This is a genomic window from Halomonas sp. SCS19, assembly GCF_040147015.1.
In the GTDB taxonomy this organism is placed as follows: Bacteria; Pseudomonadota; Gammaproteobacteria; order Pseudomonadales; family Halomonadaceae; genus Halomonas; species Halomonas litopenaei.
This window is the reverse complement of sequence record NZ_JAMSHN010000001.1, coordinates 510,412-532,966: the sequence shown is the minus strand read 5'-3', so window position 1 is coordinate 532,966 and position 22,555 is coordinate 510,412. Positions and strand designations below refer to the sequence as shown.

Sequence of the window (22,555 nt, the reverse complement as noted above, 5' to 3'; positions counted from 1 at the left end):
GCTCGCGGGGAGGTGGTCGGTGTCGTCGTCACAGTGACCTCAGCGTATGGCGGCGGACGATCCAGATGAAGACCGGACCGCCGAGCAGGGCGGTGACGATACCGACGTCGAGTTCTGCCGGACGGACCAGCACCCGGCCCAGAGTGTCGGCGAGGATGACCAGCAGGGCGCCGCCGAGGGCACACAGCGGCAGCAGGCGGCGGTAGTCGGCACCGACCAGCAGGCGCAGCGCGTGGGGCACGACCAGGCCGACGAATCCGATGGGACCACAGGCCGCGGTGGTCGCCCCGCACAGCAGGATGGCCCCCACCGCGGCCAGCGCTCGGGCCAGGGCCACGCGCTCGCCGAGGCCGGTCGCCGCCTCATCGCCCAGCGCCATCAGGTTGAGCTTGCGCGCCGCCAGCAGCGACGCGGCAATGCCTAGGGCCAGAAAGGGCAGCACCGGGGTGATGCGATCGAGGGTAGCGCCGCCGACGCCGCCGATCAGCCAGGAATGGATCAGCCCGGCGATGTCGGTGCGGGGCAGAATCACAGCGGAGGTCAGCGAGGTCAGGGCGGCGGTCACCACCGCGCCGCTCAGCGCCAGCCTGAGAGGGGTGGCGCCGCCTCGTCCGAGGTTGGCCACCAGGTAGACCAGCAGTGCACTGGCGCCGGCGCCGGCGATGGCCACCCAGATGTAACCAGAGGCCTGCTGCATATCGAACCAGGCGATGCCGATGACGACTGCCAGCGCGGCGCCGGCGTTGACCCCGAGCAGGCCTGGATCGGCCAGAGCATTGCGGGTCAGGCCTTGCATGGTCGCCCCGGCCACGGCCAGCGCGGCCCCTGCCAGCAACCCCAGCAGGGTGCGGGGCAGACGGCTGGCGATCGCCGCTTCGTCGATGGAGTCGATACGCCCATCCAGCAGACCCATGAGCGCGGTCAGATCCGTCGGCCTGGCGCCGATGACCACCGACATCATGACGCTGGCGGCCAGCGCCGCCAGCAGCAGATAGACGCCGGTCGGGCGCGAATGGCGTGGCCTGCCAGGCGCCAGCGGCCTTGCCTTCATATCCTTCCCTTCCTGCTCATTTGTGCGTATCCATCCCGTCCAGACGCTCCATTCAGGGTTGCTGACGCTTGATTCAGGGTTGCTGACGCTTGCGAGCGGCTTCGGCCAGTCGTTCGACGTAGTCGTCGAGCACCCAGGGGATCGACAGCGGCGTCGGGTTGGCCGCGGTTCCGGTGGGATTGTTGCCGAGCAGCACCAGCGAGCCCTGTTCCACCGCGGGCAGGCGCGAGGTCAGCATATGCTCGTTGAGTCGCTCCACCAGCGGCTCGCCACCATAGGTAATGATGATGTCGACATCGGCGATCTCGTCGATACGCTCGGCGCTGATGGAGCCGGCGAAACGGCCGTCAACGGAGCTGTCGGTGACGAACTGGGGCGAGATCAGGCCGATCTCGTGCAAGAAGCGCACCCGGGCGTCGTTGTCGTTGTAGAAGTTGATCTGACTGAGGTCGGTGGGCTTGATATGGCTGATCAGCATGGCGCTCTTGCCCGCGAGTTCCGGGTGCTCGGTGATCTGCTGCTCCACCTGGGCCTCCAGGCGTGCGATCAAGGCCTCGCCTTCTTCGGCCATGCCCATGCCCGCGCTGTTGAGCCGGATCATGTCACGCCAGCCCGACGACCAGGGCGCTTCGGGGTAGGCCACCACCGGGGCGATCTTGCTAAGGGTGTCGTAGTCGGAGCGGCTGAGGGCGGAATAGGCCGCCAGGATAACGTCGGGCTGGCTCGCGGCCACCGCCTCGAAGTCGATGCCATCGCCTTCGTCGAACAGGTTGGGAGGGCCGGCGTCGAGTTCGTCAAGACGCTGCTCCACCCAGGGCCAGAGGCCATCGCCATCGTCATCGCCGAAGGTGGTGGCGGGAAACCCCACCGGCACCACTCCCAGTGCCAGCGGCACCTCGTGGTTGGCCCAGGCCACCGTGGCGACCCGTTCGGGCTTTTCCTCGATCACGGTGACGCCGAGCGCGTGCTCGATTTCGATCGGATAGCCATCGTCGCCAGCGGCGAGGACAGGCTGGACGGCGGCGAGTAACACAAGGCCGAGCGGCCAGCGTGGGTGGATCAGGGGCATGGGGGTCTTCCTTGTAGAGGCGATGACCGGCTCTCGCAGGAGAGCCGGTTTGACAGTGGTGTCGCGAGTGCCGGTCGGGCGCACAGCGCCCGACGCGGATGTCGAGGTTTCGGCGTTCCAGGGCGCTAGAAGTCGTAGGTCAGGCTCAGCAGCGCGCTGCGCGGCTCGCCATAGATACCCTGGCTATAGAAGCCGAGCTGCGAGTAGTACTCCTCGTCGAACAGGTTGGTGACGTTGAGCTGGGCGCTCATGCTGTCGTTGATGCGATAGCGGGCCATGGCATCGGCGACAAAGACGTCACCCTGACCGATCTTCTCGGTGCCGTTGGGGGTGTCGTTGTCGCGGTAGGTGTCACCCTGCCAGCGCGCACCGCCGCCGAGGGTCAGGTTCGACCAGCGGCCAGGCAGCTGCCAGCTGGCGAACAGCTTGGCCTGCTGGCGGGCATAGCTGGTGTTGAGCTGCTGACCGTCGGCGTCCTCGGCGTCCACCAGGGCGTAGCTGGCGGACAGGTTGACGCCGTCGGCCACCTCGCCTGCGATCTCGAGCTCAAAGCCTTCGACCTCGGCGCCGTCGGTGGTGGTGTAGGCCTGGTCGGTGGTGCCCGCGACGAAGACCCCGGGGATTTCCACCGCCAGATTGTCCTGCTGGCTGTGGAACACCGCGAAGGACACGTCGGCACGATCGTCGAACAGCTCGGCCTTGAGACCGGCCTCGTAGTTGATGCCTTCCAGCGGATCCAGCAGGGCGCCGCTGGGCGAGCGCTCGCTCTGGGTGTTGAAGATCTCGGTGTAGCTGGCGTAGGCGCTGAGGTCGTCGGTGATGTCGACGATCAGACCCGCGTAGGGGGTGAACTCGTTGTCGTACTCGTACTCACGCTCGCCGCGATAGTCCTGGTCGATCTTCCAGTCGGTCATGCGCGCGCCGACGATAAAGTGCACCGGGTCTGCCAGCGAGAAGCGGGATACCGCGTAGTAGCCCTGCTGTTCGGTCACGGTGTCATCGGTCAGGCCCCACTCGCCCCAGACCGGTTCTGCCAGGGCCGGGTCGTTGCGGTCGCTGAAGCTTCCCAGCGCCGGCACGTCGCCGGCCGGGCCGCGACTGTTGATCTGGTAGTCCTCGTGCAGGTCCATGTAGCCGAAGCCGAGCTGATGCTCGCGGCCGAACAGGGTGAAGGGACCTTCGGCGCTGACATGCAGATTCTTCTGGGTGCGATCGCCGCGATAGTCGACCAGGTAGGACTCGGTGGCGTAGCTGGGCGTGTAGTAGAGCACACCGGTCTCGCGATCCGGATAGCCGCCGCGGTAGTTGTAGGTCAGGCCATAGTTGGCGTCGCCGTAGCTGTAGGCGGCGCGGGCAGACCAGCCATTGTCGAAGTGGTGGGTCAGGTCGACGAAGGCGCGGGTGTTCTCGGTGAAGAAGTTGGCCCAGTCGGTGTTGTTGGCGGTGGAGCGGTCGAAGTCGGTACGGCCACCGTCCAGGTAGTACTGCGGTACGCCGATGTAGGCGCCATCCTGGTCGTAGTGCTGGTATTCGATGCCCACGCTGAGCTCGGTGTTGTCGGTCAGCTCGGCGGCGATCACCCCGTAAAGGGTCTCGCGGTCGTTCTCGACGCCGTCCATGAAGCTGTCCGAGCTGTCCTTGGCCGCCACGAAGCGCACGCCGACGCGCCCCTCGCTGTCCAGCGGAGTGCTGACATCGACCACGCCGCGCCCCCGGTCCCAGCGGCCCACCGCGGCAGTCACGCTACCCGCCGCCTCGTCCAGCGGCTTCTTGCGCACAAAGTTGACGGTGGCGGAAGGATCGCCGACCCCGGTCATCAGGCCGGTGGCGCCGCGCACGACCTCGACCCGGTCGTAGATGGCGGTGTCCCACTCGGCGTCGCCGAACGGCCAGAACGCGCTGGTATTGCTCTGCAGGCCATCGAACTGGAAGTTGCGAATGGTGTAGCCGCGGGACTGGAAGCTGGTGCGAGTGCCGTCCAGACGGATCGCCGAGACGCCGGGCAGCCGTTCCACCGCCTCGGTGGTGCTGGTGATGGCCTCGTCGTCCATCTGCTGGCGGGTCAGGAAGCTGATCGACTGTGGCGTCTGGCGCGGCGTCAGCGTCAGACCGTTGGCGCTGGTGCTGGAGGCCACCTGGTAGCTCTTGGTCGATTCGGTGGTGGCACGCAGGTCGTCACCGACCACGGTCATGCTGGCGAGTTGCTCGGCGTCCTGGGCCAGCACCGGGGTCGACAGGGCGGCACCGGAGGCCAGGGCAATGGCGATAGCCAGGCGGCCAGAAACGAGGTGGCCAGAAACGAGGTGGCCAGAAACGAGGTGGCCAGGAACGAGACGGCTTGGAACAAGGCAGGTGAGGGGAGCGGAATGGTACGGCACGAAAGGGGTTCCCTGTTTATGTTTTAAGAATGCAAATTATTCACGTTTCCATTGGTGGGTGTTTATGAGCGCTGCCAAGTTGTCTATGCGAGATGCCACAAATGCACAAAACGGCAGAACTTTTTGGCGAAGTGGCACCATTGGCCTGGTGCAGGGGCCGGGCAAGCGGAGAAGGTCAGGAACCAAGAGAAGGTCAGGCAAGAAAAGGAAACCAGGCAAGAAGAGCAGCCCTGACGCGAACGACCAGGGGCAAGACGATCTGGCAGAAGGCGGCCGGCGGTAGAAGACGCCGCTGGAGGTGGGAAGGGACATTGGCGGTGATGCGGGGCCCCGCCAGCGCAAGGCACTGGCGGGGAAAAACGACGGTAGGCGTGTTCTGGCGGGCGCGTTCGGCAGGGGCCTGTCAGCTGCGCCCGGGTTCGGCGGCGCTCACCTGACCTTCCTCCAGGGAGGACTCCTCGTCCGCGTCCATGAGTTCCAGGTCGAGCTGCACCGGATCGTCGGCCGCTTCCTCGACCCAGGTCGCCCCCAGGGAGGCGGTGCCGGCGGGGACCGCGACATAGTGGCCGTGGGTGTCCGAGGGCTGGTTCGGATAGCGCCACAGGCAGTAGCCGCCGAAGACCACGATAAGCGCGTGGATCAGCGCCAGGTCCCACAGAAAGCCAGCTGAGCCCAGCAGGTCCATCAATAGCCCCGTGCTTAGCGGGCCGAGGATGGCGCCGATGCCGAGCGCCAGCACCAGACTGCTGCTGGCGGACACCGTCTGCTGTGGCGTCAGGACGTCATTGGCGCAGGCGAGAAACAGCGAATAGAGCGTCAGGGTGGTGCCACCCAGCAGCACGCCGAGCAGCGTCAGCGCATGGCTTGCGCCCTGGTCGAACAGCAGCCCGGCCAGCGAGAAGGCGGTGGCCAGGGCGGCGACGATGAGGATCACCCATTGGCGATCGGTCTTGTCGGAGAGCTTGCCTAGGGGCCATTGAAACAGCGCCCCACCGAGGATGAATGCCCCCATGAAGGCGGCGATCTGGTGGGTTTCCAGCCCATGGTTGGCGGCAAACACCGCGCCCATGCCAAACACCGTGCCGTTGGCGATCCCGGTCAGCAGGCAACCGAGGGTGCCCAGCGGCGACAGTCGATACAGGCGCAGCAGGTTCATCGCCTCGGGCTGGCTGGTGTCCGGCTGGGGGGTGTAGCTCAACAGGATCGGCACCAGCGCCAGCGACATCAGTATCGAGACGATCAAGAACAGCAGGATGCCGCTGGGGTCGGCCACGTTCAGCAGCAACTGGCCGCCGCCCATGCCGAGATAGCTGATGACCATGTAGAACGCCAGCAGACGCCCGCGCAGGTGGTTGCTGGCGTGGCCGTTGAGCCAGCTTTCGGTCACCACGTAGAGCCCGGCGTAGGCGAAGCCGGTCATCAAACGCATCGCCGCCCACACCCAGGGGTCGATGAACATGACGTGGACCAGGATGGCGATGGAGGTGATCGAGGCCAGGGCGGCGAACACCCGGATATGGCCGACGTCGCGAAGCTTGCGTGGGGTCAGGGTGGAGCCGGCCAGAAAGCCGACGAAGTAGGCCGACATCACCAGGCCGGTGACCGTGTTGCCGAAGGATTCCTCGGCGGCGCGCACCCCGAGCAGGCTGCCCTGCAGGCCATTGCCGAGCATCAGCAGGCCGACGCCGAGCAGCAGCGCCCAGAGGCTCCAGGCCGCCGACAGGGTGGAAGTGGGAGTCGATGTGGTCACGGCGGCCTCGCTTGTCCGGGGAGGGGGCGACGGAAGTCTGTTGTCGTCTGGGGTACCGCGGCGCCAGTCCATCGCCGCCGCCGCTAATCGTCAGTGTGTCCGGCGTACCGCTGATCGGCAAGGGGCGCCTCGATCGGGTCAGCAAGTGGTTGTCGGCAAAGAATTTCCTTCCGCTAATACTGGATTAATCTTCGCCGCCTAACGTGCCCCTCGGAGTTGGACGGAACCACTCCTTGCGTCGGGATGCCCTCGGCGTCCCAAGCCAGGGACGCCCGATGAAGGGACTGGCAAGGCATCCCGACCACCCGTTTTCGCACCCGGCGACGAGCCCACCGCGCAGTGTTCAAGCGAGCCCGCGGCTTGCGCCGGTCTGCAGTGGAAGATCATTCGACGACAACGACCGACGCGTCGACCTGCGTTGCCAGGCATCGAGGCGGCTCGTCGCTGGAGCATAGAACCGCATGAATATCACCATCTTTGGATCGGGCTACGTCGGCCTGGTGACAGGCGCCTGTCTGGCCGACGCGGGACACAATGTGATCTGCATGGACGTCGACAAGGACAAGGTCGCGCGTCTTGAACAAGGCGACATCCCGATCTACGAGCCTGGCCTGGAAACGCTGATCGCCAGCAACGTCGAGGCCGGCCGTCTGAACTTCACCACCGACCCGGCCCTGGCCGTGGCCTTTGCTACCCTGCAGTTCATCGCTGTCGGCACGCCCTCGGATGAGGATGGCAGTGCCGACCTGCACTATGTGTTGAGCGTGGCGCGCACCATCGGTCAACACATGGAGGGTTACAAGGTCATCATCGACAAGTCCACCGTGCCGGTGGGCACCGCCGACCGGGTTCGCCAGACCGTCGAGCAGACCCTGGCCGAACGTGGCGCCGAGCAGGCCTTCGATGTCTGCTCCAACCCCGAATTCCTCAAGGAAGGGGCGGCCATCGATGACTTCAGTCGTGGTGCGCGCATCGTGGTCGGCACCGACTCCGACGAGGTCCGCCGCCTGATGCGGGAGTGCTACAGCCCGTTCAGCCGTCAGCAGGACAAGATGATCTTCATGGACGTGCGCAGCGCCGAGCTGACCAAGTACGCCGCCAACGCCATGCTTGCCACCAAGATCAGCTTCATCAACGAGATGGCCAATCTGGCCGAGGAGCTGGACGCCGACATCGAACAGGTCCGCCACGGCATCGGCAGCGACCCGCGCATCGGCTACCACTTTATCTATCCGGGCTGCGGCTACGGTGGCTCCTGCTTCCCCAAGGACGTCAAGGCGCTGGCCCAGACCGCCAACGAAGTCCAGCAGCCGGTGGCGCTGCTCAAGGCCGTCGAGCAGGTCAACAAGGGCCAGAAGCATCGTCTGTTTCGGATGCTCGACGAGGCCCTGGACGGCGATGTCGCCGGGCGCACCATCGCCCTGTGGGGGCTCGCCTTCAAGCCCAACACCGACGACATGCGCGAGGCGCCGAGCCGAGTGCTGATGGAGTCGCTGTGGGAGGTCGGCGCCAGCGTTCGCGCCTACGACCCCGAGGCCCAGGCGGAATGCCAGCGGCTGTATGGAGAGCGTGACGACCTGGCGCTGGCCGACTCCGCCGAACAGGCGCTCGAGGGTGCCGATGCCCTGGTGATCTGCACCGAGTGGAAGAGCTTTCGTGGCTTCGAGTTTGCCACCATCCGCGAGCGCTTGAAGCGTCCGGTGATCATCGATGGACGCAACCTGTTCGAGCCGAGCCGTGTGCGTGAGGCGGGGCTTCAGTACCACGCCATCGGCCGCCGTCACGTGGCCAACGGCTGAGGAGGAGGCATGAGCAAGGCGACCTTCGCCTCCTCCAGGGCCAGCCGCGTCACCGAGCTTGCAACCATGCTTCTGTTGCTGGCGCTGCTGACGATCCTGGTACTGGAGCTGCCCGACGACGTCTTTTCCCCCGAGTCGCAGAGCTTCTTCTTTGCCATCGGGGCCATCGGTGCCTGGCGCTACAGCTGGTGGTTCATCCATGCGGCGCGCTCGCTGTGGTACAACCGAGTGCGTTTTCCGCAGCTGCGCCGTGACGCCGACGCCACGGCCCAGGCCATACGGCCGGACGAACTCTTCGTACTGTGCACCTCCTTTCGCATCGAGCCGGAGGTGAGCTTCCCGGTCTATGAGGCGCTGGTGCAAGAGTGCGCCAACTACGGCGTGCCGACCACCATCTTCGCCTCGGTGTCCGACCGCACCGACGTCGACGTGATCCAGCACGTGATGGACGTATGCGGCCAGCCGGCCAACGTGTCCGTGCGTTACATGTTTCAGCGCGGAGACGGCAAGCGCTCGGCCATGGCCGAGGTGCTGCGTGCCATCTCGCGCCAGATGCCCGGGCCCTCGTCGCTGCTGGTGTCGATGGACGGGGACATCCTGCTGGAACCCGGCACCCTCGAGCGCTCGCTGCCGTTTCTGCTGATGCGCTCGGACCTGGGCGCCATCACCACCAACAACCGCGCCCGGGTGACCGGTGGCGACGCTACCCGCGAGTGGTACGACCTGCGCTACGCCCAGCGTCACCTGATGATGAGCTCGATGTCGATCTCCGAGCGCCAACTGGTGCTGACCGGTCGCTACAGCGTGTTTCGTGCCGATGTGGCGGTGGAGCGGGAGTTTATCCAGACGGTCGAAAGCGACCATATCGACCACTGGCGCTTCGGCACCTTCAAGTTTCTGTCCGGGGACGACAAGTCCACCTGGTTCTGCCTGCTCAAGCGCGGCTGGAAGATGCTGTACGTGCCGGACGTGTACGTCAGTGGTTTCGAGGAGCTGCCCGATCGTCATCGCTTCTTTCATTCCACCACGGATCTGATGCGTCGCTGGTACGGCAACATGCTGCGCACCAGTGGCAGGGCTATTCAGCTCGGCCCCAGGCCCATGGGCTGGTTCACCTGGTGGTGTCTGGTCGATCAGCGGCTGTCGATGTGGACCACCCTGATCGGTCCCACGGTGGCGATCCTGGTCACGCTGTTCGTGCGGCCTTCGTTCATCTTCGCCTACCTGCTGTGGATCCTGTTCACCCGCGGTATCGCGACTCTGGTGCTGGCCCTGCAGCGTCGCCGCTTCAGCGTGCTGTGGCTGCCGCTGCTCTACTACAACCAGATCTTCGGTGCGCTGCTGAAGACCTACGTCAGCTTTCGCTTCAACCGTCAGGCCTGGTCGCGCCAGGGCATCGCCGCCGGCGAGCCCGACGATCCACGGGCGGCACGTCGCCAGCGGCGCATGGGCCACCTGCTGCATGGCTTCCATATGGGTGCACTGGTGCTGGTGCTGGTGCTGGTCACCGGGGCACTCAAGGCCCCTGATCTGCCCAGCGCCAACCTGCTGAGCAAGCAGCTTGCCGCCGACCAGGTCGACACTGGCAGCGACAACCGCTGGTTGTCCCAGGCGGCAGTGCGGGCACCGGAAGGCACGGCGCTGCGCCTGCCCCCCGGCGTGGTGGCACTGGACCATCAGCTGGCCAGCGAACTGGGCAGCGAGGACGAGGTGCGCGTCGAGCGCCTGCTCGGCGCCGATGACGGCGACGCCACCGTGCTGTCGCTGAGCCCCGAATTCGCCGCCCAGGCACTCAGGCTGCCGGGACTGACCGCGAGCCGCGAGGCCAGGGTGAGCTGCCCGGTCGATGCCGGCTGTGCGCTGTCCCTGGGCGGGCAGGAGATCGCCCTGGAACGCCTCGAGGTGCAGGTGCTCTAGCCACCGTCACACCGCCCGCGCGCCACCACGTGCGCAGAGTGCCTGCCACTCGCCAACTTAACGACACCACAGCAAGCAAGCGCGTCCCGGCCCGAGAGGCGGGCGCGCCCTTCGGACACCAAGCACAACGGATCAACCATGACCACAGACAACGACGGCAACAGGCGTGACGACACCGCGAGCCGGATGGATCAGGTCAGCCATGAAGCTCGCAGCGAGCGTCACCATATTCGCGTCTCACCCGACTTCGAGGTGGTGATGCCGCAGGGCGAGCACGCCAGGGGCATCGATCTTTCCCTGGGCGGCATGGCCATGCGAGGCGACCAGCGCCACGCCCCCGGCGACTGGATCCAGGCGGAGTTGCGTATCCAGGAAGCCGGGCGCGAGTTCATCGTGCCCTTCTCGGCGGTGTGCCGCCACAAGACCGAAGCCCACCAGGGTGAAGCGCCGCTGACCGGCTGGGAATTCACCTCGATCGAGCCGCAGCACCTGGCGCTGGTCAAGGACATCGTCCGGGCACGCCTGAGCGGCCGCCACCTCGATCCCCAGTCGATGGTCGGCAGCGAGAACGCCCAGACACCGCGCAAGCGCAAGGGTGGCGCAGGTGCCGGCGCCAGCCACAAGGGGGGCGGTGGTCGGCGCTGGGGCCGCTATCTGCTGCTGGTCGCCGGTATTGCGGCGCTCGGTCTGGTGTTGACGGCGGCGCTGTATCGCAACTTCATGCTGATCGAACCAAGCTTTGCCGCGGTCAGCGCACCGCGTATCGAGGTGCGCGCCCCCGGGCCCGGCGTCTTGATGGAGCACGGGCTGCGCGCCGGGGATCGCGTCGAGCGCGATGAAAAGCTCACCAGTGTCAGGAACCACGAGCTGCAGTCCGGGCTGATCCTGACCCAGGCCGCCCAGGAGTATAACGACCAGCTGATCGACAACCTGGAGCAGAGCCTCGAGGCCGCGGGCTCCGGCCCGGTCAGTGTGGCCAACTCGTCGAAGCCGGCCGGGCGCAGTTCGGTGAGCTACGACACGGTGTCACCGGCGGTGGCGCGGGCCCGCATCGACCAGTTCGAGACCGCCCGCGAGTATCAGAGCTCGCGCCTGGCCGCGCTCGAGGCCGAGCAGGCCCAGAACGAGATCTTCAGTCCCTGCAACTGCCTGGTGGCCTGGGCGCTGTCCAGCGCCGACGGCACCTATATCGACCAGGGCGAGCGGATCATGACGCTGGTGCGCACCGGTGACGACGAGATCATGGTCGAGGCACTGGTTCACATGAGCGATATCGAGCGAATCGAGCCCAACCAGAAGGCCTTTATCTCGTTGCCCCACGAGTCCGGCATGATCGACGCTCGGGTGCGCAGCGTGGCGCTGGATGTCGAGCGCGAGCCGCGCGCCGGCTTTCCTGGCTGGGTTCGCCAGCAGAAGAACGTGGCCAGTGTGCTGTTGATTCCCGAGAAACCGCTACCTGCCAGCAGCGTCGGTACCCCGGTGGACGTTCGCTTCAACGAGACCCCAATCATCGGCGAGACCGTCGAGCGGGTCTGGCAGGGCGGCCGTACCGTGTTCAACGAGGCTCAGGACCTCTATGAGCAGGTAGAAGAGAGCGTGCGCGAGAACGTCTAGCGCAGCACTCGAGACGCCCCTGTGGCGGGGCCGACCAGACCCCGTCACGGTGATGACCGCCACCGAGGGCCCGAACGGGCCGACGGGAGCGACCGATGCACCACGACAAGACCATCGACACAACGCAGTCACAGACCGGGCCGACGCTGTATGTCGGGCTCGCCCTGGGGCTCTCGCTTGCCATCCTGGCCCCCGGGGCAGGGGCCGACACCATGGAGGTCACCAGCGACGTCTCGGCGGCACCCTGTTCGCAGCGGCTGCGACCCGTATTCGCGCCGGATCTCGACGACGTCGAGGGGGAGATCGACGACATCATCGAGCAGCGCTTCGGTAGCCATCGCGACTGGGGCCTGGAGAACCTGAGCCTGGTCGAGGACCCCGAGGCGGGAGCCGTGTTGCGGGCCTTCTATCCCGCGGGCACCTCTTCACCCAGCGATGGTAAACGTGGCGGTGCGGGCTTCTACGCCGCGCCCCAGGCCCTGGCCGGGGCCGAGCATGCCTGCCTGCGCTATCGGCTGCGTGTTCCCGACGGCTTCGATTTTGTCAAGGGCGGCAAGCTGCCCGGGCTCTATGGGGGCGAGGCGCCCAGTGGCGGCACCCAGGCGACCGGTGACAACGGCTTCAGCGCCCGCTTCATGTGGCGGCGCGACGGTCAGGGTGAGCTCTACGCCTACGTGGTCAATCAGGATACGGCCTACGGCGCCTCGCTGGGGCGCGGGAGCTGGCACTTCGCCAGTGGCGATTGGGTCACCGTCGAGCAGGAAATCCGGCTCAATGAGCCGAGCCGTCAGGATGGCCTGATGCGGGTGTGGATCGACGGCGAGCCTCGACTCGAGGTATCCGGCGTGGAGTTTCGCGACGTCGAGGACGGCTACATCGACGGCCTGATGTTTTCCACCTTCTTCGGTGGCACCGGCGAGTCCTGGCGCACCCCGCGAGACCAGCACCTGGACTTTGCCGACTTCGAATTTTATCGCCGGTAGCGACCTGCTGCCGGCCAGGAGACACGATGCTGAATGTAGCGATAACACTGCCGCGCCTGGCGCGAGCAGGCGGCCTTGCGTTGCTGCTGGGTGGCTGGCTGCCCGTGGCCAGCGCCCTGACCCTGGAGCAGCGCCAGGCGCTTGACCTCGAGGACTACCGGGTTTCGGACCCACAGGCCTCCTACTTCGATGTCGAGGCGCGCATGGCGCTGCTGGAAGAGCAGGACAACAGCATCCTGACGCAGATACAGGATTCCCTGGGTGAGGGTGTCAGCTGTCGTCAATTGTTGCAGCCGCCGCCCATCACCTCGCAGATGCGCATTCCCGGCTTCTACCCGAGCCCCGAGGAGTGGCGTGAAGCCTCGGCGCCGCTGTTCGAGTTCGAGGACAGCGTGTCGCTGCTGGCGGGAACCTTCGTCGCCACCGGCGATGACTACTACGCCAATTGTCTGGTGCGCTATCTCGATCACTGGGCCAGCCAGGACGCCCTGACTCGCTTCCATTACGAGCCCGAGGAGCCCCAGGCCTGGTTTGCCACCGAGTCGATGATCTTCGCCGCGGCGCTGGCCTACTCGGTGGTGCGCCCCGAGGTGGACGGTCTGGAAGAGCCGAGGCAGAGGGTCGAGCGCTGGCTCGAGGATCTGGCGCTTGAGCATTCGGCGATCCCCGGCGACGCCGGCAACAGTTGCTGCAACAACCACTTCTACCGGCGGGCGCTGTACGCCAGCACGGTGGGGGTGCTGGTGGAAAACGACGAGCTGTTTCGCTTCGGCGTCAGCGCCATCCACTCGGCGCTCAATGACATGACCAAGGAAGGCGCCTTTCCGCTCGAGATGGAGCGGGGGCGTCGCGCCACCCACTACCAGAACTACGCACTCTTGTACTTGATTACCAACATGCAGGTGATCGCCCGTCAGGGCTACGACATCTTCTCGCTGAAGGTGGACGGCAAGACGATCCATGACGCAGTGGACTTCACCATGAGCGCCATCGATGACCCTGGCGTGTTGGGGGATATGGCCCCCAGCGAGCAGTACCGCGGCTTTCTGACAGACCCCCAGTACTTCTCGTGGATGGAGGTCTACCAGTCGCGCTTCGACGACCCACGCATCGCCGATTTTCTCGAGCAGCGTCGGCCGATCTACAACCGCAGCGCCGGGGGCTACGTGACGCTCTATTTCATGGCGCCAGGAGCCCAGCAACACCTGGAGCTCGAGGATCAGTCGCGCAAGCAGCAGACCCTGGAGGCACTCAACGAGGCCGATGGCGTCTCGCTGATACCCGATAACGGAGGCCCACCATGATAACACCCAGATTGATCACAAATGTCAGGCACTGGGGCAGCGCCGCCGGCGTGGCACTGCTGTTATCCGGCTGTGTCACCACCGCAAGCGACCTGGGGCCCCACGGGACACGCGAGCTTGCCGCCGAGGACCAGGCGCTGTTTAACGGCGGCCAGGCCAATAACCTTCTGTGGATGCACAAGAACCGCGTCGAGGAGGCCGACCGAGCCCTGGCCGCCGGAGACACACAGCAGGCGATAAGGGCGCTGGAGCGGTTGACCCATCAGGGGCTGCCCCAGGGCTACTACGAGCTGGCCAAGATCTACGACCAGGGGCTTGGCGTGCCGCGCGATGCCGAGCGAGCCGCCGAGCTTTATCGCAAGGCGGTGGCGACGCCTTCCTGGATTCGCGGCCATGCGTCGCTGAACCTGGCGCGACTGACCCTGGAAGGCGACGGCGTGCAGCGGGATGATCTGCTGGGCTACTACCTGCTCCAGCAGGCCATCGAGGAGGACGTCGGGCGCGACGCCAAGGCCCGGCTGGCTGCACTGCTCAGCCGTGGAGGAGATGGCGTGCGTGCCGATCCGGCGAAGGCTCGAACGCTGTACCAGGAACTGGCCGATGACGGTGATAGCGAGGCCATGGCGGCGCTGGCCGAGGCCCATGCGCCGGGCGGCTGGCTGGCCGAGGCGCCGGAGCTGGTGGAAGACTATCGCCGGCGTCAGCTCAGGGCCCTTGAGCGCGAGGCCGAGGCCGGCGAACCCGCGGCCATGGTCGACCTGGCCGAGCTTTACGCCGAGGGTGGCTGGCATCCAGGCAACAGTGAACGGCGTCGGCAATGGCTGTCGCGGGCGGCAAACGCCGGTGAGGTGTCGGCGATGACCGCGCTGGGACGTGACCACCTCAGGGCCAGCGACGGCAATGCGCGCCTCGCCCTTCGCTGGCTCGATCGCGCTGTGGCCGCCGGGGACGTCAACGCCATGGTGGTACTGGGGCGAGCCCTGGTGGAAGGCAACGGCCTTGAGCGAGATCTGGACGAGGGCACGGCGTTGTTGAACCGGGCCGCCGAACAGGGCGACCCGTTGGCCCACGCCGTGCTCGGAAGCCTCTATCTGGACGGGGACAAGGTGCCTGCCCAACCGCAACTGGCGCTTGAGCACCTGCGCCAGGGACAGCAACTTGGCCACCCCTGGGCGAGCTACCAGCTCGGCAAGGCCTACCTGGAAGGCGATCATGTCGGCCAGGACCCGCTGCGCGCGATGACACTGCTGCAGGACGCCATCGACAAGGACCACGCGGCGGCGCGACGCACCCTGGGCGCGGCGTTGCTCGAAGGTGAGGTGCTGGACGCAGACCCGGCGCGAGCCGAGGAATTGTTGACGCAGGCGGTCGAGCAGGGCGACGTGCGTGCCATGACGCTGCTCGGTCAGGCTCGACTCACCGGCCAGCTGCCGGGGGGCGGTGGCCGAGGCCAGGGCGTCTCGCTGCTTGAGCAGGCCGCCGAGCAAGGCGACGCCTACGCCATGCTGGTGCTCGGGCGCGCCTATCGCAAGGGTACCGGCGTCGGCGTCGACCTGGCGCGCTCGGCCGAATGGCTTAAACGTGCCGAGCAGGCCGGCCACACCTCCGCTGGCGAGGCCTTGATGAGGACCCGTCTGGCCCAGGGGGACGCCGGCAATATCCGCCAGCTCCGGCGTGCCGCCGAGGCCGGCCACGCCGGTGCCATGACCCAGCTTGGCCAGGCCTACCTGGCGGGCAATGGGATCGCTCGCAATCCTGTACAGGCGCGTACCTGGCTTGCCCGTGGACTGAGTAGTGGCGATACCAGCGCCGCGGCGCCGCTGGGCCGCATCTACATGGAGGGCATCGGGGTAGCCAGGGACGCCGGCAGGGCCATGGACCTTTGGCGCCAGGCGGCCGAGGCGGGCGACAGCCACGCCATGGTCGACCTTGGGCGCGCCCTGCTCGAAGGAGACGGCGTCGCGGCCAATCCGCAACAGGGTGTCGCCTGGCTCGAACGCGCCGCCGAACACGGCCGCCTGGGGGCTCAGCTGGCGCTGGGCAAGGCCTATCTGGAAGGGGAATCCGTGGCGGCCGATAGCCAGCGAGGCTTGTCGCTGCTGCGCGATGCAGCCACTGCCGGCAACGCCTACGCGGCCCAGTTGATCGGCCGGGCCTTTCTTGACGGCCAGGGCGTGAGCGCCGATGGCGAGCGGGCCGACCGTTGGCTGACCCAGGCTGCCGAGTCGGGTAGCGATTCGGCCCAGAAGATCCTGGGCACCGCTCTGGTACGTGGCGAGGGACCGCTGTCGGTGGACGCCGAGCGAGGCCGGCGCTGGCTGACCACCGCCGCCGAGTCCGGCCATGCCGGGGCCAAGGCGACCCTGGGGCGCGAGCTGCTGCGAGGCCAGGCGCTCGAGCAGGATCGTGAGCGTGGTGCCGAGTATCTGGTCGACGCGGCGCTCGAGGGGCACGGCTCGGCGCGACTGGCGCTGGCCAAGGCCTACCTGGCGTCCAGGGGGCTTGAAACCGCCAACCAGCAGGCGGCGTTGTTATGGCTCGACGGCGTGCTGGAAGGCGAGGGGGATCTGGCCATCGAGACCCTGCATCAGCTATTGATGGAAACTCCCAACCTGGAAAGCTGAACACCCGCCACGTTGCGCCTCTAGCGAGGCGTACCGCCATCAAGGTGTAGGTCGCAAGACGCACGTTTCGCGGCGAACATCCACAGTGTCGTGCCCAGGGCTGGTGCCGAAGGTCAGATTCAGGCCCGGGGCAGGACCACGCGGATCTCGGTGCCCAGCATCGGCCTGCGGTGGGCGGAGACGTCACCGCCGTGGGCCTTGACGATGGCGCGCACGATGGCCAGGCCCAGCCCGCTGCTCTTGCCGGTCTCGCTCTGATAGAAGGGCGAAAAGATCTGGTTACTTTCTTTGGCATCGATGCCCGAGCCCTGGTCGGACACGCTGAGTACCAGCCACCTGTCGTCACTGCAGTCCACCCGAGTGAGGATCTCGCCGCCGCGAGGCGAGTAGCGGATGGCGTTGTCGATCAGGTTGGTCAGCAGAGTGCGCACCAGCTCAGGCTTGGCCTCGATCTCGGAGTCGTGGGGGCCGTCGACACGCCACTTGAGCACCACTCCTTCGCGCTGGGCGGTGACGGTACGCCGTTCGATGCTCTCTTGCACCAGAGCGCTGAGGGTGATGCGGGAAGGATTCTCCAGCGGTGCAGACGGGTCGGTGCGGGCCAGCAGCAGCAATTGATCCACCAGCTGGGTCATTTGCAACAGGGCGCGCTCGGCCTTGGCAAGCGACTGCTTGAGGCGGGAAGGGTCTTCGATGCGCTGGGCCACCTGGACCTGGCTGAGACAGCCGGCCAGGGGGGTGCGCAGCTCATGTCCGACGCCGTAGGCGAAGGTGCGTTGCTCTTCCAGCAGGTTCTTGGTCTGGTCAAGAATCCGGTCGAGCTGGGTCACCAGTGGGCGCACGTCGCGGGGCAGTCGCGCCGGATTCAACGCCAGGGGGCGAGGGTTGAGCAGGTCTTGATTTGCGAGTGCGTCCTCGACCTTCTTGAGCGGGGTAAAGCACCGATTCTGAATAGCGATCGCCAGTAGACCGAGAAGCGTGATGGCCCATACCAGCGGCTGCTGCAGCGTCAGCAGCAACATCTCGGTCAGCGGCTTGGGCTCGGTCGGTGTAAAGGCAACCCGGGACCAGGATGACTGGTCCTCGCTCATCGCCGTGAAGACACGCCAGTCACCGCCGTCGTCCGAGTGACGCGAAAAGCCGTTGGCGGCTTCGTTCGAGAGCTCGGGAAAGGAGGAAGAGCGCATCGCCTGGTCGTCGGAGGCGCGTCCAAACTCGTAGGCCATCGTTTCGCCCAGGCTGTCGCCGATCTGTTCCAGTTGGCGGATCAGGGCGTCTCCGGTGACAGGCTCGTCGGTCTGGCTGGCGGCGCGCAACATCAGCCAGGCCACGGCCTGGGCCCGCTGGGCCAGCTGTTCGTCGGAGGCCTGCTCGATACCGGTGCGGGTGGCCAGCGAGCTGGCGATCCAGGTCAGCACGATCAGCAGACTCGATAGCAGCACCACGCGCTTGCGCAATCCGGTATAGAAGGCGCTCATGGCGACACCCGATACCCTAGCCCGCGCAACGTCTCGATCCTGTTGTCACCGAGCTTGCTGCGCAGCTTGTGGATCAGCACGCTCAGGCTGTTGCTGTCGGGACCATCGCCCCAGCCGTACAGACGCGCTTCGAGCTGACTGCGGGCGACCACGCGGCCAGGTCGCTCCAGCAGGCTTTCGAGTACCACGTATTCGTAGGCCGAGAGGTCCAGCGGTTCGCCACCGAGCCATGCCAGCCTGTCGCTTCGGTCGAGACGGAGGTCGCCGCATTCCAGCAAATTGTCCGCATGTCCACGGGCTCGGCGCAGCAGCGCCTTGAGGCGAGCGTCCAGCTCGTCCAGGTCGATGGGCTTGGTGATGTAATCGTCTGCCCCCTCGTTGAGGGCCTCGACGCAGCGACGGGTATCCTCGTCGGCGGTCAGTACCAGAATCGGTTCACGAAACCCCTCGTCCCGCCAGCGCCTAAGCAGCTCCATGCCGGTAAAGCCCGGCAGGGACAGGTCGAGGATGACCGCGTCAAAGGCGTTGTCGGCAAGGGCGTGGGCCGCGGTGTCGCCACGGGTCAACCAGTCGACCTGATGGCCGAGCAGCGATAGCCCCTCGGAGAGTCCATCTCCGAGGATATCGTCATCTTCAATAAACAGGATTCTCACGTCGATATTCCGAAACTGGCGTCTGATATCGACAAAAGCCTACCACCGATCGTTGGGTTTTTCCCGGCGCCCTGTCCCGCCCCTTTCCCGATCAAAGCAGACTTTGTTGCTTCGCACATTGGAAGTTGGTGAGTGAATAATTGGTAAGGATTATCATTTGCCGCTTCTCCTCGTTGACCTCACATGGGGCAACTGACGCGTAGATGGGCAGGATAGCCTTCAGTAATAGGGACCAACGCAAAGCGTGTCGCTGATGAAAATGGCCAGGCAGTACCTGCTTCTTTTTGTCTGGATTTTCGATCGGCTACCGGAGGCGATGCGTGTGGAAGGGAAAAGCGAGATTGCCGAAGGTTTTACGCCACCATCCGAGAGAATTCCGCTATCTTGACGTCTGGTCGAAAATGGGTAAATTATCCTTCGTCCGTCAGGTTGGACATTTTCTGCACAGCACAGTAGGGTATGTGCGCCGCAGCGATGGTTTTATCCCGCCTTTTACAGGCCTCACGTCGCTCTGGACGCCGAGCCCTTATCCTGGCTCGCGATCCGATGCCAAGCTGGCGTTATACCGCCAGGAGAAGTGCCATCGCTGGATGGATGTGGCACCTTCCCGACTGGATTACCCCGGGGCCAATGGCCCGGCGGGGACCTGTTTGTCTTGTCTAATGCTGTTCCTGCGTTGTCGCTGGAGAGGACCGAGATGTCGCCCCACTACACCGACCAGGGCCGCTGCATGCCGCGCCGCCCGCCCCCCTGACCCACCAGTGGTCTGCTGGCGTCTTCGATACGCCCCGCCGGTTGTCGCAATGTCGGCCCGCCTGCCCCTGCTGCAATGGCTGGCCATGTGCTGCGGCGCGTCCCGACGCCTTTCTGTACCGAAAAAGCGGCAGTAATCCGTTTTATTTCGGCCCTTGAGACTTCGATGATCCCGAGGAAGTTTCGTCCTTTTCGTGGGCGGTTTTCCTGTGGCGTTGTCGTGCTCGTCTAGTGAATTTTTCGCGGTGAAGTGCCGGCATGCGTTCGCATGAACCGTCGCTCGCCTGTGTTCCACCAACAAGAGAATTGCCCTTGAATAGCGCCTCCCTCCACCAGTTTTCGACCCTGACGGTCATCCTGTTGATGATCGCTTTTTATGGCGGCACCTACCTGCTGACCCTGAGCATCCGCAAGAAGAAGGAAGACGCCGACGCCTTCATGGTCTCGAACCACCGGGTCGGCTTCGGCATTGGTGCCGCCAGCATGACGGCCACCTGGATCTGGGCCGCTTCTTTCTACGCCGCTGCCACCTCCGGCTATACCTATGGTGTGTCCGGCCCGATCCACTACGGGCTTTGGGGCGCGCTGATGATCCTGTTCATCTATCCGTTCGGCCGCCGCTTCCGGCGGCTGGCGCCCAACGCCCACACCCTGGGCGAGCTGATCCACGCGCGCCACGGCTCCTCCAGCCAGCTGATCCTGGCGCTATCGAACCTGCTGGGCAGCATCATCAGCCTGATGGTCAACTTCACCGCCGCCGGGGCGCTGGTATCGGTACTTTCGCCGCTGTCGTTCCAGGCCGGCGTCATCATCGCCGGTGTCGGGGTGCTGCTGTACACGCTGTGGTCGGGCTTCCGCGCCTCGGTGCTGACGGACTTCGCCCAACTGGTGGCGCTGATGGCGATCGCCGTGGTGATCATCCCGGCGGTGTTCTTCGCCATGGGCGGGCCCACTGAACTGGTGGCCGGGCTCGACAACCTCACCGCCGAGCAGGCCAACTTCTTCTCGATGGACGCCATCCTCAATCAGGGCGCACCCTTCTTCGTTGCGGTGCTGGCCTATGCCATCGGTAACCAGACCATCTCCCAGCGTCTGTTCGCGGTGAACGAGGATCACATCAAGCCGACCTTCCTCACCGCCACCGTGGGCTACGGGGCCATCGTCATCGGCCTTGGCATGATTGGCCTGATGGCGCTGACCCTGGGGGTCGAGCCGCTCAACGGTGACATGAACAACCTGATCCCGCAGATGGTGTCCAGCTACCTGCCGCCGGTGTTCATCGCTGCCTTCTTTATTCTGGTGATCGGTTCCCTGTCCTCGACCGCCGATTCCGACCTGTCGGCGCTGTCGGCGATCATGATGGCCGACGTCTACGGCAAGAACATCGCTCGAGGCAAGGCCGACCCCCGCCGCATGCTGCTGGTAGGGCGCATCACCATGATCGTGGCCACCGCCATCGGTATCGTCTTCGCCAGCTTCTCGCTGGATATCCTGGTGATGCTGGTCTTCGTCGGGGCACTGTGGGGAGCCATCGTCTTCCCGGTGATCGCCAGTTGCTTCTGGAGCCGGGTCACCAACGCGGCCTTCACCACCTCGGTGCTGGTGGCCATGGTGACCTTCTGCGTGGCGCGGTTTGAATGGCTGCCGATGACCGGTGTGGCCGGTCTTGGCTTCGAGTTCCTGGCCAGCATCGGTGGCGGCATCATCATCGCGCTGATGGTGTTCGGCTTCCTCGGCCGCGTGGCCGGCGCCGTCGCCGGGCTCGCTGCCTTTGTCGCCATGCTGGTGTTCGCCACCGGTTTCCTCAGGGAGTACACGGTGCTGCTGGCGTCGCTGACCGCCTACGGCACCAGCACCCTGGTGTGCGTGGTGATGAGCCTCGCCAGCCGCGAGCGGTTCGACTTCGACACCATCGCCGAGCGGGTCGGCAACTATGATGCCGCCGAGGACGTGACGGTAGCCGACGAGCGCCCGTCCAAGTCCGCTCCGGCAGGACTTGCGACCCAGCGCTGAACCCTTGTTTGACGGGCGCCGCAGGCTGGCGGCGCCCACCGACGGAGATTCCCCATGACCCTGCTTTTTGGCTTTTACGTATTGATCTGGCCTGCGCTCACCCTGGGCGTGCTGCTGCTGATCTGCCGCGCCGTTGCCCGCGATCGTCGTGAGGCGAAAAACGGCCACCGCACCCTGGTGTGAGACGCAACTCGCACTGACCCGTTGCGATACCTGCCCTCGATGCGAGGGACAGGCCGTAACCAAAGAAGCCGCCCCTTGGGGCGGCTTCTTTCATTACGGCAGGCGGCAGGGCAGGGAGGTCGCGTCAGCGCCGCGCCAGGTAGCCCAGGTTGCCCGAAATGTTGCGACCGGCCTCGACCAGAATGCGCTTGTACTCCGAGGTCTTGTCCTGGTGGTAGCGGATGCTCGGGATCGACATGCTCAGGGCGGCGATGGCGCGCCCGGTGTGATCGAAGATCGGGGTGGCGAAGCAGCAGACGCCTTCATCCATCTCTTCGAGATCCTCGGACAGCTCGCTCTCGGCGATTTCGGCCAGCTCTTCGCGCAGTGCCGCTTCGGTGGTCACGGTGTTCTGGGTGCGTGGTTCGAACTTGACGTTCGCGAGCAGGGCGTCGAGCTGTGCCGGGGGCAGGTGGGCCAGCAGGGCCTTGCCGATGGAATTGGTGTAGGCCGGGCTACGGTCGCCGATGCGGGTGTGCATGCACAGGTTGAAGTGAGAGTTGTATTTGTGCACGTAGATCACTTCGGCGGTGGAGGTGTCCAGGGTGCCCAGGTGCACGGCTTCGCGGGTCAGCTCGGACAGTGCCGCCATGTCGGGATCGGCCATCTTGATCAGGTCGGCCTTGCCGAGCGCTGAACTGCCAAGCGCAAAGACCTTCATCGTCAGCCGGTATTTCTCGCTTTCCGGATTCTGGGCGACGTAGCCCAGGTTCTTGAGCGTCTGCACAAAGCGATAGGCGGTGCTCTTTGACATCACGGCGCGTTGGGACAGCACCGCCAGGCTGGATTCTCCGCCCTCATCCAGAGCCTCCAGGATCGCCATGACCTTGAGTACCGCTGTGACGTTGTCGACCTTCGCTTCAGTAGCCATAGGGCCAAGATTCCAGAAATTGTGAAATAGGGTTTTATCTCTTGGTTTCGAGTTATACGTCTTTTGTCGTATGTCT

General features: G+C 65.5%; 15 protein-coding genes. 8 read left to right on the top strand and 7 right to left on the bottom strand.

The window, feature by feature from the left end:
* Positions 1–28 precede the first annotated feature (28 nt).
* The 4 genes from NFH97_RS02075 to NFH97_RS02060 form a co-directional block, all read right to left on the bottom strand.
* Positions 29–1,051, bottom strand: a complete 1,023-nt coding sequence (locus NFH97_RS02075; RefSeq protein WP_349624336.1) for a FecCD family ABC transporter permease — start codon at positions 1,049–1,051, stop codon at positions 29–31.
* Between the two features lie 73 nt (positions 1,052–1,124).
* The gene (locus NFH97_RS02070; RefSeq protein ID WP_349624335.1) at positions 1,125–2,120 is read right to left on the bottom strand and encodes an iron-siderophore ABC transporter substrate-binding protein; all 996 of its coding nucleotides are present in this window, start codon (positions 2,118–2,120) and stop codon (positions 1,125–1,127) included.
* A gap of 125 nt (positions 2,121–2,245) precedes the next feature.
* The gene (locus NFH97_RS02065; RefSeq protein WP_349624334.1) at positions 2,246–4,498 is read right to left on the bottom strand and encodes a TonB-dependent siderophore receptor; all 2,253 of its coding nucleotides are present in this window, start codon (positions 4,496–4,498) and stop codon (positions 2,246–2,248) included.
* Positions 4,499–4,901: 403 nt separating this feature from the next.
* The gene (locus tag NFH97_RS02060; protein ID WP_349624333.1) at positions 4,902–6,248 is read right to left on the bottom strand and encodes an MFS transporter; all 1,347 of its coding nucleotides are present in this window, start codon (positions 6,246–6,248) and stop codon (positions 4,902–4,904) included.
* Positions 6,249–6,709: 461 nt separating this feature from the next.
* Here NFH97_RS02060 and NFH97_RS02055 point away from each other — a divergent pair, with 461 nt between their 5' ends.
* From NFH97_RS02055 to NFH97_RS02030, 6 genes are all read left to right on the top strand, one after another.
* Positions 6,710–8,047 carry a UDP-glucose dehydrogenase family protein gene (locus NFH97_RS02055; RefSeq protein WP_124802312.1) on the top strand — a complete coding sequence of 446 codons (1,338 nt, stop codon included), beginning with the start codon at positions 6,710–6,712 and terminating at the stop codon, positions 8,045–8,047.
* A gap of 9 nt (positions 8,048–8,056) precedes the next feature.
* A complete protein-coding gene (locus NFH97_RS02050) occupies positions 8,057–9,964 on the top strand; it encodes a glycosyltransferase (RefSeq protein ID WP_349624332.1) in 1,908 nt (635 codons plus the stop codon).
* A 138-nt stretch (positions 9,965–10,102) separates the two neighbouring features.
* The gene (locus NFH97_RS02045; protein ID WP_124802308.1) at positions 10,103–11,578 is read left to right on the top strand and encodes a PilZ domain-containing protein; all 1,476 of its coding nucleotides are present in this window, start codon (positions 10,103–10,105) and stop codon (positions 11,576–11,578) included.
* Positions 11,579–11,673: 95 nt separating this feature from the next.
* Positions 11,674–12,561: a polysaccharide lyase gene (locus NFH97_RS02040; RefSeq protein ID WP_349624331.1), complete on the top strand. Its 888-nt coding sequence runs from the start codon at positions 11,674–11,676 to the stop codon at positions 12,559–12,561.
* Positions 12,562–12,587: 26 nt separating this feature from the next.
* Entirely contained in the window at positions 12,588–13,865 is a 1,278-nt protein-coding gene (locus tag NFH97_RS02035) for an alginate lyase family protein (protein ID WP_349624330.1), read from the top strand.
* A complete protein-coding gene (locus NFH97_RS02030) occupies positions 13,862–16,489 on the top strand; it encodes a tetratricopeptide repeat protein (RefSeq protein WP_349624329.1) in 2,628 nt (875 codons plus the stop codon). The genes NFH97_RS02035 and NFH97_RS02030 overlap by 4 nt, the downstream gene beginning before the upstream one ends.
* Positions 16,490–16,608: 119 nt before the next feature.
* On the opposite strand, the gene NFH97_RS02025 is transcribed toward NFH97_RS02030, so the two are convergent.
* A complete protein-coding gene (locus tag NFH97_RS02025) occupies positions 16,609–17,967 on the bottom strand; it encodes a sensor histidine kinase (RefSeq protein ID WP_349624328.1) in 1,359 nt (452 codons plus the stop codon).
* On the bottom strand, positions 17,964–18,620 hold the full coding sequence (locus NFH97_RS02020; RefSeq protein ID WP_349624327.1) for a response regulator: 657 nt from the start codon (positions 18,618–18,620) through the stop codon (positions 17,964–17,966). Before NFH97_RS02020 ends, NFH97_RS02025 begins: the two co-directional genes overlap by 4 nt.
* A 1,116-nt stretch (positions 18,621–19,736) precedes the next feature.
* On the opposite strand from NFH97_RS02020, the gene NFH97_RS02015 reads away from it, so the two are divergent.
* Both NFH97_RS02015 and NFH97_RS02010 read left to right on the top strand, forming a co-directional pair.
* Positions 19,737–21,386: a sodium:solute symporter family protein gene (locus NFH97_RS02015; protein WP_502878707.1), complete on the top strand. Its 1,650-nt coding sequence runs from the start codon at positions 19,737–19,739 to the stop codon at positions 21,384–21,386.
* 54 nt (positions 21,387–21,440) lie between these two features.
* A complete protein-coding gene (locus NFH97_RS02010) occupies positions 21,441–21,569 on the top strand; it encodes a putative transporter small subunit (protein WP_349624325.1) in 129 nt (42 codons plus the stop codon).
* A gap of 124 nt (positions 21,570–21,693) precedes the next feature.
* On the opposite strand, the gene kdgR is transcribed toward NFH97_RS02010, so the two are convergent.
* Positions 21,694–22,479 carry a DNA-binding transcriptional regulator KdgR gene (gene kdgR / locus NFH97_RS02005; RefSeq protein WP_108449877.1) on the bottom strand — a complete coding sequence of 262 codons (786 nt, stop codon included), beginning with the start codon at positions 22,477–22,479 and terminating at the stop codon, positions 21,694–21,696.
* Between the last annotated feature and the right edge of the window lie 76 nt (positions 22,480–22,555).